Origin of the sequence: Reinekea marinisedimentorum, from assembly GCF_004341165.1 — a bacterium.
In the GTDB taxonomy this organism is placed as follows: Bacteria; Pseudomonadota; Gammaproteobacteria; order Pseudomonadales; family Natronospirillaceae; genus Reinekea; species Reinekea marinisedimentorum.
In genome coordinates this window covers 26,089-40,524 of record NZ_SLZR01000025.1, presented here as the reverse complement: position 1 = coordinate 40,524, position 14,436 = coordinate 26,089, and the positions used below count along the sequence as shown (strand labels likewise).

Here is a 14,436-nt window from a genome sequence, read left to right as displayed (position 1 = left end):
CTTCGGCGTCTGAAAAACTGAGCTGAGACATGATTGAGTCCGTTAGTTTGATTTTGGCTATTATCGCTTAATTTGTTGTATTTTTCAGAGGTGCCCTAGGAATATATTGATTGCTTTATCATTCCACTCTGACTCAGCAGCGTATTTGTGCAAATAGATCACATGGGTTTTTAACTCTCTAAGAAGGCTCCAGTATTTAGCCTGATATTGACTCATTTCATTCCCCTAATCAAAAGAATCAAAAAGGCCAGTGTCATCGATATTCATCAACCTCAATTTAATTAATGAATATCCTGCACCACCCTACATTTCGGAAACCCCGAACACCCCCAAAACTCCTTCCCTGCATTCTCGCCACGCTTAACCGTGCGAAGTACCATACTGCTACCGCATTTAGGGCACTTCCGCTCTGCATTTTTATCCGCCCGCGTTTTCAGCTGCTGCACATGCTGACGATGCGTCTTCAACGTTGGCGCTAGCCTGCCGGATGCTATTTGCGATACAGCCATTGTAACCTGAGTTTCATTAAGGACGGGTTTCGTGAACGATTTGATGTACCGGATGTACCCCATGCCTGCGGTTACATTGGCAGGCATGGGGGTTTTAAAGGTGCTTTCTCCGGTGAACACTACAACGGAATGAATGGTTTCTGGCGGTAAATCTAATGCGGCTTCCAGTGCTTTTACATGTTTGTAGTTTTGCCGCAGCGGGTTTTGGAATTTGAACGATTTTTTGTATATTTTCTGCGTCCACTGGGCTTGTTTTTCATTACCGAAAATCCAGCCTTTCATGTTCTTAGTTTCTACAACAAAGATGCCGAACGGGGATACAAAGATGTGGTCTATTTGCGTGGTTCCATCGGGTGTTGGCAGGGTGACGTTATGTATTCGCTGGTAAGTTTCTTCCGGTAGCCTCAGCTTTGCGGCAAACCTCACCAATGCTTCGCCAACCTGCCCTTTGAACCAGGGGGTTTTGAAGAAACCAATAATGAACATGATGGGCAGAAGCCACCACAGTTTGAAAACCTGGTTGATGATTGGGGAGTAATCCATCGCTCACACTCACCTGAATGTCACATACCGCGGGGCGGCGTTGCGGAGCGCTTTTTCGGGTTGAAGTCCTTAGCGGCTCCTCCTTTACTGCGATTATATTCGCGCTGTGAGCTATGCCTGTCAAATTGAATATCGAAGAAAGCACCGCCGGGAATTCACCCGCCTTTTTGGGGCGGCAAACTGTACCGGCAAGCACCACGTTACCCGCTCGAATTTTAACTTCCTGTTCGTACATTTATTACCTTAGCGGTTACCAGCCAACTCGCTGAAAAGTAGTGGTGAATGCCTTGCATAGGCCCACCCAGCGGTAATCCTGCAAATATACACACAGGGGTGAGGCCGATTAAGCGAATCTATGGCCCTGTCACGCCCGGTTTAACGCGCTTTGTTTTTCTTATTTTTGTACATAGCGGCATCTGCATTGGCAATCATTTCTTCCAGCGAAAGTTCGGTATCGTAGGGAAAGCTGGCCAGGCCAGCGCTGTATTCGATGGTATAAGGTTTATTAATCGCTTTGTTCATGGCATCCATTTCTGCCTTAATACGATCCAGAACCGCCGAGATTTGTTCGCCACTGGCATCGGTCAGCATGGTTACAAACTCGTCGCCACCGAGCCGGCCAATTACGTCGCTTTCGCGGAATACTTTGCGCATGACCTCGGCAAACTGCTTTAACGCAAAATCACCCTCGTGATGGCCGAAGTTATCGTTGATCGGTTTAAAGTCATCCAGATCAAACAGAATCACAGACATATCGATATAGTTGCGCCGGCAAACATTACGGCTGTGTTCAGCCAGCGTTATAAAGCCTCTGCGGTTCGATATCAGGGTTAATTCATCCAGCGTTGCAAACTGAATGGACCTGATTTCTTGCTCTATCATTGCGCCCAGGTCGTTTAACAGTTGCTTATCTTCTTCATCCAGGTACTTGGGTTTGGAGTCTATCAGGCACAGCGTGCCCAGATTTATGCCTTGCCTGAGCTTCAGCGGATAGCCCGCATAAAAGCGGATATTGGGTGCATCGGTCACCAGCGGATTATCACAGAACCGCTCATCGTCAATCGCGTTAGGAATAATAAACAAACCATCTTTGTTAATGGCATGGCCACAAAAAGAGATGTCCCGTGGTGTTTCTGTGGCATCTAAGCCCTGAGCGGATTTAAACCATTGACGGTCTTCATCAACAAGGCTGACCAGCGATATTTCGACACCGAACATACGTTTGGCCATGCGGGTAACGCGATCAAACCGTTCTTCGTGAGAGGTATCGAGTATTTGGAGTGTCCTTAAGGCATGAAGCCTTTCGGCTTCATTGGCCGGTAGTTCTGGCTTAATCATATCGGCTCCTGCTTACTGTTTAGGGTAAGTATAGGTTGTCTTAATGATTAGTCAGCTTGCGCTGGCCATAGGCTTGCGCCCTGCCAGCCGGCATAGTCTATTGCAGGGAGTAATCCACCGGCACCACCAGCGTTATCTGCTCGTCGGCCATGAGCTCGGGAAACGCTTTAAACGAGGTTTTCGCCATGCGTAAGGTGGCGTCATCCAGCCGTTCAAAGCCGCTGCTTTCGGCTATGGATGCCTGTTCTACCTTGCCATTGGCGTTGATAGTGACCGATATTTTAGCGATGCCCTCTTCGCCCTTTCGGCGCGATAAGGTTGGGTATTTTTTGTTTCGGGCCAGCTTTTTCATCACCGTTTGAATATAAGCGGCTTTGGCGGCCTCTGCTTCGCTGGAGCGCACCTTAGTAACACCCAGTTTATCGCTGACCACGCCCTGCCCGCTGCCCTGAGCAGAATTGGAACCGGCATAGGCACCTTGCGCCTGGCCTTGGCTGGCGTTGGCTGAATTCGCCTCACCTGTCTGCACGGCATTACTGGCGTTCGGGTTTGCGGCCGTCATTGGCGTTGCTGGCTCTGGTTCTGGCTCTGGCTCTGGCTCTGGCTCTGGCTCTGGCTCTGGCTCTGGCTCTGGCTCTGGCTCAGGCTCAGGCTCTGGCTCAGGCTCTGGTTCTGGTTCTGGTTCTGATTCTGGTTCTGGCTCTGGCTCTGGCTCTGGCTCTGGCTCTACAAAATAACTGACTGTGCTTGCCTGCTGGAATGCGGCCATTTCAATCTCGGCTTCCGGGCGTGGCTTGTGCGGTTGTGGCTGTGGTTTGGGTGGCTCATCCGGTGCGGTCCATAGGGGTACACTCACCGCCTGCTGTACCGGGCCATCGGTTGTGCCGGTGCCCAAGGTGCGACTACCCTGAAACAAGCCGGCAAAGGCTACAACGTGCAAACAAAAAGCAAAGATAAACGAGACTAAGTAAGATTTTTTCATCAGATATTTTTCAGTAGAGTCGCCAGGCTGACCCGGCGAATGCCGCTGGCTTTAACGTCCGATAAAATATGTTGCAGTTCAACCGCTGAAAAATCGGCGTCTACCTGCAGCAGCAAGTGCACAGACGCAGGTTGCGGGCTCGATTCCAGCGTCGTTGCCAACGTTTCAGTTAATACCGCTTGGGCTATGGGTTGAGCATCCAGCTGCATTTGGCCGGTGTTATCGATATACAGTTTTATAACCTGTTCTGATATTTCATCGTTACTGACAGAGAGTGGCAGCTCTACATCAATGTTGTCGGTTTTTTCTATATGCCCGGCCACCATAAAGAAGATGAGCATTAAGAAAACGATGTTGATGAGCGGGATCATGTTGTCATCGTCGCCCAGGGGTTTCGGTTTATTGGCGGAAACATTCAGCATCATTCAAGCCCCTGCAGGGAAACGTGCTCGGCACCGGCGTGGGTTAAGGCATCCATCACTTTTACAAGTTGTTGGGTGGTCACAGCATCCGTCACCGAAACCAGATACACCGCATCGGGCTGCACTGCAACCAGGCTCTGCAAGGCTGCACCCTGCTCTATAGATACGGTCTTTCCGGCAACTGTAATGGCCGAGCCACCCGTTTCTACCTGCACACTCAACAACACCGGCCCGGCATTCGGGCTGGCATCCGGCAAGGGTACGGGCAGCTGCCGGTAGGTCACAAAACTGGAAGACAGCATAAAAAACAGCAACAGAATAAACACCACATCGATCAAGGGCGTCAGGCTAATGGCCTTTCTGCTTGGCTTAGCAGGTAAATTAAGCAACACGCTGGTTGGCACCCAAAGCCGTGACGTTAGATTTCAGCGCTTCCGGCAGCTGGGTAAAGACGCGGGTCACGGCATCGTCCATTTTACTTGCGACAGAATCGACCCGGCGCTCCAGCCAGGTGTGCATGGCAACCACAGGTATGGCGACAGAGAGCCCCATTGCCGTCGTCAGCAGCGCTTGCCAGATACCACCGGATAATACCGATGGGTCAACATTGGCACCGGCGATTTCCATTTGCTGAAAGGCGGTTATCATACCCAGTACCGTGCCTAACAAACCCAGCAGCGGCGCTAAGGTTGCTATCACTTCCAATGGCCGTAACAGGCTGCGCAACGAAAGCATTTTCAGCTGCGCTATGCGGTTAAGCTCTTGTGTTAAGCGATCTTCCGGTAAATTTTTCTGTTCTACACCCTGCACCGCCACCTGCACAACATGCGATACCGGGCGCGAGGTTTTTAACGCCGCGATGGCTTTGGCAACGTCACCTTTTTGCCAGTGCTGCAAACAGGTTTCAACATCGGCCGTGCGGTTTGCGCCGCTGTACAGCAGTTGCCAAACCTTGATAAAAAAGATGGTCAGTGCCAGCACCGACATAGATAAAAGAATCCATACAATCGGGCCGTATTCAATGAGAGTCTGCATGGAAAATCCTTAACGATATTGAGTTTACTGAGTGATAACGACGAAAAACGTAGTTCATTTTCAATGTAATGAGATCCTATTGCATATAGGAATGATTCTCAAATCAAAAAATTATAAATTGGATTCAGATCAAAAAAAGCCTGCGCAAGGCAGGCTGAAAAGGACCAACCAACTATGAACTTAGATTCTGTATGAACTTACATTCTGAACGTGGCGTTAAAACCGATGGTGCGGGTTTGGCCAACAGAAACACGCTCGATTGCGCCATTATCCCAGTACACGATGTCTTCGTTGGTCAGGTTTTTAACGTAGGCATCCAGGGTGAAATCGCCAATAACATAGTTAGCGCGGATATCAGCAGTCACATAATCTCCGGCTTTGTAGTCACTGGTGTTATCCAAATCTGAATAGTATTCGCCCACGTAAACCACATCGGCACCTACCGAGAAGCGGTCGCTGAAGTACTGAGTGACACCCACACTGGTATTGAATGCAGGTGCGTTTGGCAGCTCGTTACCGTCAATAGTGTCATCATCGCTGATGACTTCAGTTTGTGTATAACCAACGGATGCACGCAGTGATGTGGAATCGGTCAGCCATTTATCGCCTTCCAGCTCTACACCGTAGGTCAGAGCATCTTCAACGTTTTCAATGTACTGAAGGGTATCGTCCAGGCTGCTGTCGTATTCAGAAACAAAGGCCTGATAATCTGCGTAGTCGTTAATGAAGGCGCTGACAGCCACGTTAGCGCCGGCAATGCTGGTTTTCAACGCAGCTTCATAGGCCCAAACGGTTTCAGAATCGTAGGTGTAGTAGCCGATGTTATCGGTATCCGATGCCCAGTTAACGGCACCACCGCCGGCGTTATAGCCTTTACGCACCGAGGCGCTGACAACTGTGTTGTCGGTCAGCTCATAAATGGCGGCAATTTTCGGCAGCAGAACATCTTCAGAGACACTTTCATCGAAGTTGTAATTGGTGTTACTGGCGTGATCCAGCATTCTGTCGGTCGATTCATTTTCATAGCGCAAACCGGCAATCAGGCTTAATTCGTCAAGCAGCTGATACGAGGCTTCACCAAACACGGCAGCTGTGGTGACATCACTTTCAACATCGATAACGCTAAAGATATCCTGCGTGGTTTCGGTGTTAGAAAGATACACACCAACAAACGCGGTTGCGCTGTCATCGCTTGCGCGGAAGTTAAGGCGATTCTCAACGGTTACATTATCGACATCCGAAATCACCGTACGCGAAGATGTGTATTCGTTAAATTCAACATCAGTCTCGGCATAAACAATCTGGAAGCTGTTAGATATCTGATCTGTCAGCTGATAATCCGCATCACCGGCAACCGATTTCACTGTGGAATCCTGAATACGGGTGTAATCCCGATCCGCACTGCTTACGGTAAAGGTTTGGGTGGAATAGTCCTCGTCTGTATCGTTCGCCCAGTTCAGGTAACTGCCGTCAAAGCTGCTGTAATTAACGGTGGCTTTGGCGCTTAACTCAGGAAGAAAACCAGGCTCCCAGAGCAGTTTGGAACGCAAATTCAGGTTGGTGGTGTTATCTAAATCGGGTGAATCGTCCAGCTCGGTGGCTGCCTGCTCGTAAGTGATGTAGCTTTCACCGGTGCTGCCATCAACAGCCAGGCGGAACGCCAATTCATCTTCAATCAACGGGCCGGATGCCATAACTGCAAGGTTAGACAGCGTGTTGCCGTTTTCATAAACCTCGGTACCCAGGCGAATGGCCGCCTCCTGGTAATAGGTAGGGTCGTTCGATTCAACAACCATGGCACCACCGATAGAGTTAGTACCCTGCGTGGTTGATTGCGGGCCACGGTATACCTCGACCTGTTTAACATCCCACGATTTTGAAGGCGTGAAGTTATAGCCCGACCAGGACTGGCTTACCCCGTCCACTATGGTGGAAACACGGGCACGCGCGCCGCTGTAAAAAGCGTAACCACCGGTCGCTGCGCCGGTACCGTCTACACCGCGAATACTAACCGCACCAAAACCGCCGTTAATGACATTGGGTGTGCTGGCAGCAATTTCGTTGATGGTTTGCGTTTCAGTGGTTTGTAACTGGTCTTCCGTAATCACGGTAACCGCAGTGGTCGCCTCTTTCAGGCTACGTTCAATCTTTTCACCTGAAATGACAATGGTGTCTGTTTCTATTTCGGTTGAGTCGTTTGCAACGGCAACATTTGTTGCTGTTAAACCGGCCTGGCTAACCAGCGCAACAACAAGCGCCTTGCGTTTAAATTGAGTTAAGGGCATTGATATTTACCTTTGTACACCTGTGAAGGGATGCAAACGATAATCATTATCAAATACAATCTCAACAAGTTATTTACAATTTTTTATAACTTGAGCGACCGGTTATTAAGTTTCCTTATGTTTAGAAGGGGTATTTCGAACACAATTACATCGCAAATGATAATCATTGGCATTTACAACCAAGGCTCTATTCGATAGCATCGCCGCAGCTTCAAAAAGGTGACTCTATGCAACCACTCAAACTGAATGTTTCAGCAACCTACCCTATTGGCACCTCGATGCACCGGCTGGTTTTAACCGGCCCGGGGCTGACAGAAGAAAGAATCCCCGCCAATTACGGCGGTTTACACATCAAGCTGCTTTTTAAAACCAAGACACAAGCCAAGCTTGAATTGCCCGAATACACCCATGGAAAACTGAAGTGGCCAGCACCCGATAAAAAGCCTGTTGCCCGCACCTATTCCATTGCAGGTTTCGATGCCACCCGGAAAGAACTGACGGTAGATTTCGTTAAGCACACCCCTGCTGGCATCGCCTGCGATTTCGCAACCCACTGCGCCGTGGGTGATGAAATAGGTTTCAGCGGCCCGGGTTTAAAACAATTAATCATTCCTGACGTAAAAAATCATCTGCTTGTCGGTGATGCTTCCGCCGTACCGGCGCTTTCTGCGGTACTTGCACACATACCTACTTCGGCAACGGTTCACATTTTTATTGAGCTGGAAGAACTGACAGAAATTGAAGAGATTCAACGGACTTATTTTTCTGAAACGTCTGCAAGCGTCACCTTTGTTCCGCAACGCTTTAGCCCTGCAGAAACGCTGACACCATTGCTGGAACAGCTTGCTATACCCGACGAAAGTTCAGACTGGAGCTTTACGCTTGCTGGCGAACACCAGACCGTCGTCGATTTACGCAAGCACCTTTCGCAAAAGAAAATTCCTAAAGAATTCATCTACGCCGTGCCCTACTGGCGTAAAGAATTTACCGAAGAGGGTTACCACCAGATGCGTCACGACACCATGGATAACGAACTGTAACCCTTAAACTGATAACCCCTTAAACCGACACCCCATATTTAACCAGACAAATTCGGAGACACCATGATTAAGCTTAAAACCGCCGGCCTGGCAGTGACGTTCGCTGCCCTGCTTCCTCTGGCACAGGCAAAAACAGTGACTCATGCACAAGGCACTACCGAAATAGACGCGGTGCCTGAAAAAATTATCGCTCTGGATTTAGCTGCAGTAGATACGTTAAACACCCTGGGGGTAGAAATTACCGGCCTGCCTAAACCACACGCTTACGATTATCTGGAAAAGTTCACCGGTGATCAGTACACCTCTGTCGGGTCATTCTGGGAACCGGATTTTGAAACCATTGCTGCATTGCAACCCGATCTAATTGTCATTGGCGGCCGCAGCCAAAAACAATACAAAGCGATGAGTAAGATTGCGCCTACTGTCGATGCCACCGTTTGGAACGAGCCGTTCCTGGATCAATTCTACAGTGTTACCGAAATGCTGGCCGATAGCGTTGATAAATCGGCACAGGCCGAAGCTGAACTGGCAGCCATTAAAGCACGCGTAGAACAGATTAAAACCGCACCACAGAACAACAAGAATGCCCTGTTTATTTTAACTTCCGGCGGCAAGATTTCGGCATTTGGCCCAGGCTCCCGTTTTGGCTGGATTCATGATGAACTCGGTATTGAACCAACGGTTAAAGATGTTGAAACAGAAACACATGGCGACCCAATCTCCTTTGAGTTTCTGCAGAAGGTCAACCCGGACATGATCTTTGTAATGGACAGAGATGCCGCCATTGGGCAAGATTCACAAGCCGCTAAAGCCCTGCTGGATAACGAATTGGTTCATCAGCTGACGGCCTATAAAAATGACGACATCACCTTCCTGAACGGCTATTCATGGTACATGGTGGCTTATGGTCTGACCGCGATGAACAACATGCTCGATGAGATCGAAACCGCACTCGGCATTGATCAATAAACCAGGATACGACAAATCTCATGAGGCTAACGACACCTGTAACGCTAATGCTGGCTATCGCCGCTGTGACCGGCCTGGCCGTGGTCAGCCTGTTTATTGGCGTAGCAGATATCAATTCGTTTGACGAATTCTGGTCGCTGGTTTTTCTTACCAGGCTGCCAAGAACGCTGGCCGTTATACTCACCGGCCTGTCGCTTTCGGTCGCCGGTGTTGTTATGCAATCGCTGGCCCGCAATAAATTTGTCGAGCCCACCACCACCGGTACAGTTGAGTGGGCGGCGCTGGGTATTTTACTGCTGCTGCTGTTTTGGCCGCAGGCATCTATGACAACCAAGCTGATTGTCGCCAGTTTGTTTTCACTTATCGGCGCCAGCAGCTTTCTGTTTATTCTCAGCCGTATTCAACTGCAGAGCAGCCTGATTATTCCGCTGGCCGGCATTATGTATGCCGGTGTTATCAGCTCGGTGCTGGCCTTTATTGCCTACCGGTTTGATCTGATGCAATCGGTCTGGACATGGATTCAGGGCGATTTTTCCATGATTCTAAAAGGCCGCTACGAATTATTATGGATCAGCGCGGCGCTGTGCGGCCTGGCTTACTTTACGGCAGACCAGTTTACGCTGGCCAGCATGGGGAAGCACACGGCGCTGAACCTGGGGCTGAACTATCGCTTCACGCTGTTCTGGGGTGTTTCCATTGTTGCCATGATCTCCGGCATTACCGTGGTTATTTCGGGCATCATTCCGTTTGTTGGTCTGGTTGTTCCAAATATTGTCAGCCTGCTGTTTGGTGACAATTACCGGCGAACCCTGCCCTGGGTGGCAGTGATTGGCACCGGGTTGGTTTTGACCTGCGATATTCTGGCCCGGGTGCTGGCCTTCCCTTACGAAATACCTGTCGCCACGGTCATGGGTGTTATCGGCAGTATTATTTTTCTGATTCTTATTCATAAGCAAAACCAACATGCATAGTAGCGCTTTACCCTTTACAGCCACAAAACCCCGATTGAGCTTTTCCAGCACCGGCATTCGGCTGGCCATTTTGTGCGCGTTTCTGCTGGTATCTGTCACCCTGTTTTTAACCTGGAACGTAAAAGCCAGCTGGGCATTTACCCTGGAGTACCGGGGCATGAAATTGCTCAGCCTGGTAATCGTTGGGGCTTCTATCAGCATCGCCACACTGTTATTCCAGACTATTTGTGGTAACCGAATCTTAACGCCCGGCATTATGGGGTTTGATTCGATGTATATTTTAATTCAGACCATCCTGATATTTTCGCTGGGCTCTGTTGGTTTTTCATCGATGAGCCCCTATTTGAAGTGGGCTCTGGAAACGGCCGTGATGCTCGGCTGTGTATTGCTGCTGGCGTGGATGCTGTTCCGCGGAACCTCGCAATCGCTGCACTACCTGATTCTGGTCGGTATTATTTTTGGTGTGCTCTTCACCAGCCTTTCTTATCTGTTCAGCCGCATGCTCGACCCAACTCAATTCTCGGTACTGCAAGATTCAATGTTCGCGTCTTTCGGTTCCGTTGACCCTGCCCTGCTGCTGATATCCGGTTTTGTGTTTACGGCAACAGCGCTATTTTTGTTTCGCATACATGCAGAGCTGGATGTTATGTTGCTGGGAAGGCAGTCTGCCCTGAATCTAGGTGTCGATTTTTCCAGACGTACACTCCAAACACTTTTTGTTACCGTTGTGCTGATCGCGCTTTCAACCGCATTGGTTGGGCCTGTTTCATTTTTCGGCCTGCTGGTCGCCCACCTCACTTACCGCCTGTGTGGCAGCTACAAGCACGGCATTATGATTCCGTTTGCAACGGTGCTTGGCATATTAACGCTGGTTTCCGGCGAGTTTGTGCTTCAACACCTGCTCAGCTTTCAAACCCGGTTGAGCATCATCATCGAGTTTATTGGCGGTGTTTTCTTTTTAGTCCTCATTATTCGACAGGGTAAAGCATGATTCAATTTAATAACGTTTCTGTTGATATTCGCTCCACACCTATTTTAAAGGACATCAGTTTCAGCATTCCTGAAACCGGATTAACCTCGGTGATTGGGCCGAACGGTGCTGGCAAATCGACCCTGCTTTCAGCACTCACCCAAACGGTTCCAACCAGCGCCGGAGAGATTCTGATCGATGACAAGCCGATTCAGTCTTACGAAAAAAACAAATTGGCGCGCACGCTGTCCATTCTGCGTCAGGATAACCACCTAACAGCACGATTGACGGTGGAAGATCTGGTCACCTTCGGTCGATTCCCCTACCACAAAGGCAGACCGACAAAAGAAGACGCACAAAAGATTGCCACTGCGATTGAATTTTTAGGGCTGAATGAATTCCAACACCGCTTTTTGGATCAGCTTTCCGGGGGTCAAAGGCAACGCGCCTTTATAGCCATGGTGCTGGCGCAGGATACAAAATACGTGTGCTTTGATGAACCGCTGAACAACCTGGATATGAAGCACAGCCAATCGATCATGAAGCAGTTGCGTCTGGCCTGCGACAGCCTGAATAAGAGCATTATTGTGGTGCTGCACGATATTAACTTTGCCGCCAGTTACAGCGACTCAATTATAGCGATGCACAACGGAAGGGTTTTCGAGATTGGTTCACCGGAAGAAATCATGCAGGACAACATACTGCAGGCGTTGTACGACATGCCATTGCATGTTCAAACCATCAATGGCCAGCCGCTTTGTCTTTACTACAGTTAAGCAGCCATTAGCTTAATGGCTGGTTTGTCGTGGAGCGCAGCAGAATATCTTTTAACGGCTGCATTGCAGCTTCTACATTGTTGACGGCAGATACGCTCATCAGGCGGAAGTAAACCTCATTATAAACCGCCAGCAAATTACAGCTGGAATCGTAACGCACCAGCGCACCGGCAAACTCAACAGCCGTTTCTACATAGCGACTGGCGTTTTCGTAAACGGGTTGATTGCTGAGCACGATCTCAGCAATTTCCAATGCATTACCGCCATACAACACTGCCCTGCCCAGATCATCGTTGACCGCATAAAACTGAGCAAGCTGAAGGGTTTTATGCCAGGACGTTTTAGCCTGTTTGGTGCAGGCCATTAAAATAGAGCGATGATGATCACATAGAAATTTCATTGTTTTTCCCACTAATACTGGCTGATGCTTATACCGAAAGTTCGCTGACCAATTGACTGCACTCGGCAATGAGGTGCTCTGTCCAGCTTGCTATTTGATGGTCTGTTACGATAGAGCCGTGATCTGCTTTTGTAACAGCAAGTTTATCTGCCGCAAATGGACAGGCCCGGTTACAGGCATTGGATGGCCAAAGGTTCACAACGGTAGCGCCGGTTTTGGTGACACATTGCGAAAGCCAGCTCATGGCATGGAGAAAGTAACCTTCCAGTTTTGGCGATTCGGCCATGACATAGATGGCGGCTATTTTTCCGCACAGATTACTGCAGGCGAACTGGGGTTCTATTCCTTCCCAGCAATGCTGAGTGTAATGGTAATCCCATGCAGGAATAGCAAAAATAAAGAAGTCGTAAGACTCACAGACCTTTGAATTAGCATCTGCGATATCCAGCACATCAACATCTATACCGTGCTTTGCCATTTGCTGTTGAATACGGGAACCGACCTTTTCGAACGTCTCAATATTGCTGCTAAGGAACAGACCGATATTCAGTTGGAATAATTCCATAATCACCCCCCATTAAAGATAACCTTGATTTTAATGAGAATAATTATCATTAGCAACTAAAACCGAACATCAGCATCGATTTTTTCGTACCTGCGAACAACGACCCGTTACAGGCCCTAAGAAACCTGATCATCCTTAAACATAAACCAGCTGCTTTCATGTTTTTCAAAACCAATCTTCGGGTAATAATTAACAGCCTGTGGAGCAGAAAGCAGCGTTAATAAACACCCCGGTTGCAGGCGTTCCAGTGTGCCTTGCACCAGGCCGGTTCCAATGCCCTGCCCCTGATGTTCGTTAGAAACCGCCAGGTCAGAAAGGTAGCAACAAAAATGAAAATCGGTGACTGAGCGTGCAACCCCAACCAGCTCATTACCCAACCATGCGGTTACCAGCAAGTCGGCATGCTCTAGCATGGCAGACATACAGGCTGGGTTTTCAACCGGGCGTCGGCCGCCCAAAGTAGTCTTCTTAAGAAGCGTCACAAACTGATCTACGGTTATCTGACGGTCAGAAAAATACTCAATGTTCACAAATACTCCTTTCTGCTTTGCAATAAAAAAAGGCTGATCACATGATCAGCCTTTCAGGGGTTTTAAGCTGTTACGGCTTAGAGTGACATCGCCTTTTCAAAGACAACGTGGCTGTAAGCACCCTCAGGCTGCTTGGTAATAACCGGCGCAGATTCGCTGCTCAGCAAGACATCAACAGTACGCTGATAATCAGCAGGGTCGAGGTAGCCAATGCCTTTGCCTTCAGAGCTCAACAGTTTGGCTACTTCAGTCATCATACGAATTTGATGCTCTTCGGTTTGTGCGCCGGTGTCATCGTAATCCAGAATGATCATGGCCGCATCTACTGGGTTTTCTTTCGCCCATTCCCAGCCTTTGATCGTTGCTTTCAGGAACTTGGCGTAGTTTTCAACCATTTTGCTGTCGGCCAAATCTTCTTCCATAACGTACAGACCGTCTTCCAGCGTAGCTACACCTTCGTCTTCATATTTGAACAGTTGCAGTTCTTCCGGCGTTAAACCGCCATCCAGAACCTGGCCGTATTCGTTGTACGTCATGGTGGAAACACAATCAGCCTGCCCCTGGAAGATTGGGTCGACGTTAAAGCCCTGCTTAAGAACCGTAACACCGCTGCCGCCCGTGGTTTCGTAACCAAGTTTAGACATCCAGCTCAGGAAGGGATATTCATTACCAAAGAACCAAACACCCAGTGTTTTGCCGCCAAAATCAGCCGGTGTAGAAATACCGCTTGATTTCAGACAAGTCAGCATCATGCCGGATTTATCGTAGATCTGACCAATATTCACCAGAGGCAAACCCTTTTCACGCGTTGCCAGTGCTGAAGGCATCCAGTCGACAATGATGTCTGCGCCGCCACCGGCTAATATCTGAGCGGGCGCGATATCCGGGCCACCCGGTTTGATGGTGACATCCAAACCTTCGTCTTCATAAAAGCCCTGTTCAAGCGCAGCGTAGTAACCGGCAAACTGCGCCTGGGTTACCCATTTCAACTGCAGTGTCAGTTCATCAGCCGCTTGTGCAGTTAAGCTGGACGCAAAAAGAGCTGCGCCAACTGCTAGAGAAGCAACGTATTTCTTCATTTAGATTTCCTCGTAGATTCGC

At 49.0% G+C, this 14,436-nt stretch carries 16 protein-coding genes; 5 read left to right on the top strand and 11 right to left on the bottom strand.

Annotation, left to right across the window (positions count from 1 at the left end; genetic code table 11):
• Window positions 1-281: 281 nt before the first annotated feature.
• From BCF53_RS17890 to BCF53_RS17855, 7 genes are all read right to left on the bottom strand, one after another.
• Complete coding sequence (locus BCF53_RS17890; protein ID WP_132703913.1) at window positions 282-1,052, bottom strand: NERD domain-containing protein; 771 nt, start codon at window positions 1,050-1,052, stop codon at window positions 282-284.
• Between the two features lie 375 nt (window positions 1,053-1,427).
• Complete coding sequence (locus BCF53_RS17885) at window positions 1,428-2,390, bottom strand: sensor domain-containing diguanylate cyclase (protein WP_132703911.1); 963 nt, start codon at window positions 2,388-2,390, stop codon at window positions 1,428-1,430.
• A gap of 97 nt (window positions 2,391-2,487) precedes the next feature.
• Window positions 2,488-3,372: an energy transducer TonB gene (locus tag BCF53_RS19325; RefSeq protein WP_207902780.1), complete on the bottom strand. Its 885-nt coding sequence runs from the start codon at window positions 3,370-3,372 to the stop codon at window positions 2,488-2,490.
• Window positions 3,372-3,797, bottom strand: coding sequence for an ExbD/TolR family protein (locus BCF53_RS17870; protein ID WP_132703907.1), 426 nt, complete (start codon window positions 3,795-3,797; stop codon window positions 3,372-3,374). The genes BCF53_RS19325 and BCF53_RS17870 overlap by 1 nt, the downstream gene beginning before the upstream one ends.
• Complete coding sequence (locus BCF53_RS17865) at window positions 3,794-4,186, bottom strand: ExbD/TolR family protein (protein WP_165901979.1); 393 nt, start codon at window positions 4,184-4,186, stop codon at window positions 3,794-3,796. Before BCF53_RS17865 ends, BCF53_RS17870 begins: the two co-directional genes overlap by 4 nt.
• Entirely contained in the window at window positions 4,176-4,829 is a 654-nt protein-coding gene (locus BCF53_RS17860; protein ID WP_132703903.1) for a MotA/TolQ/ExbB proton channel family protein, read from the bottom strand. Before BCF53_RS17860 ends, BCF53_RS17865 begins: the two co-directional genes overlap by 11 nt.
• Before the next feature lie 197 nt (window positions 4,830-5,026).
• On the bottom strand, window positions 5,027-7,114 hold the full coding sequence (locus BCF53_RS17855) for a TonB-dependent receptor (RefSeq protein ID WP_132703901.1): 2,088 nt from the start codon (window positions 7,112-7,114) through the stop codon (window positions 5,027-5,029).
• 227 nt (window positions 7,115-7,341) lie between these two features.
• On the opposite strand from BCF53_RS17855, the gene BCF53_RS17850 reads away from it, so the two are divergent.
• From BCF53_RS17850 to BCF53_RS17830, 5 genes are all read left to right on the top strand, one after another.
• The gene (locus BCF53_RS17850) at window positions 7,342-8,154 is read left to right on the top strand and encodes a siderophore-interacting protein (protein ID WP_132703899.1); all 813 of its coding nucleotides are present in this window, start codon (window positions 7,342-7,344) and stop codon (window positions 8,152-8,154) included.
• A 63-nt stretch (window positions 8,155-8,217) separates the two neighbouring features.
• Window positions 8,218-9,123, top strand: coding sequence for a siderophore ABC transporter substrate-binding protein (locus BCF53_RS17845; RefSeq protein WP_132703897.1), 906 nt, complete (start codon window positions 8,218-8,220; stop codon window positions 9,121-9,123).
• 20 nt (window positions 9,124-9,143) lie between these two features.
• Window positions 9,144-10,094, top strand: coding sequence for an ABC transporter permease (locus BCF53_RS17840; protein WP_243645865.1), 951 nt, complete (start codon window positions 9,144-9,146; stop codon window positions 10,092-10,094).
• 34 nt (window positions 10,095-10,128) lie between these two features.
• Window positions 10,129-11,085, top strand: coding sequence for an iron chelate uptake ABC transporter family permease subunit (locus BCF53_RS17835; protein ID WP_207902779.1), 957 nt, complete (start codon window positions 10,129-10,131; stop codon window positions 11,083-11,085).
• Window positions 11,082-11,840: an iron ABC transporter ATP-binding protein gene (locus tag BCF53_RS17830; RefSeq protein WP_132703893.1), complete on the top strand. Its 759-nt coding sequence runs from the start codon at window positions 11,082-11,084 to the stop codon at window positions 11,838-11,840. Before BCF53_RS17835 ends, BCF53_RS17830 begins: the two co-directional genes overlap by 4 nt.
• 7 nt (window positions 11,841-11,847) lie before the next feature.
• Here the strand turns inward: BCF53_RS17830 and BCF53_RS17825 are convergent, their stop codons facing one another.
• From BCF53_RS17825 to BCF53_RS17810, 4 genes are all read right to left on the bottom strand, one after another.
• Window positions 11,848-12,240 carry a hypothetical protein gene (locus BCF53_RS17825; RefSeq protein ID WP_132703891.1) on the bottom strand — a complete coding sequence of 131 codons (393 nt, stop codon included), beginning with the start codon at window positions 12,238-12,240 and terminating at the stop codon, window positions 11,848-11,850.
• Window positions 12,241-12,268: 28 nt separating this feature from the next.
• The gene (locus BCF53_RS17820; RefSeq protein WP_132703889.1) at window positions 12,269-12,805 is read right to left on the bottom strand and encodes an NADPH-dependent FMN reductase family protein; all 537 of its coding nucleotides are present in this window, start codon (window positions 12,803-12,805) and stop codon (window positions 12,269-12,271) included.
• A 116-nt stretch (window positions 12,806-12,921) separates the two neighbouring features.
• Window positions 12,922-13,335, bottom strand: coding sequence for a GNAT family N-acetyltransferase (locus BCF53_RS17815; RefSeq protein ID WP_132703887.1), 414 nt, complete (start codon window positions 13,333-13,335; stop codon window positions 12,922-12,924).
• A gap of 77 nt (window positions 13,336-13,412) precedes the next feature.
• On the bottom strand, window positions 13,413-14,414 hold the full coding sequence (locus BCF53_RS17810) for an ABC transporter substrate-binding protein (protein ID WP_132703885.1): 1,002 nt from the start codon (window positions 14,412-14,414) through the stop codon (window positions 13,413-13,415).
• Window positions 14,415-14,436: the final 22 nt, after the last annotated feature.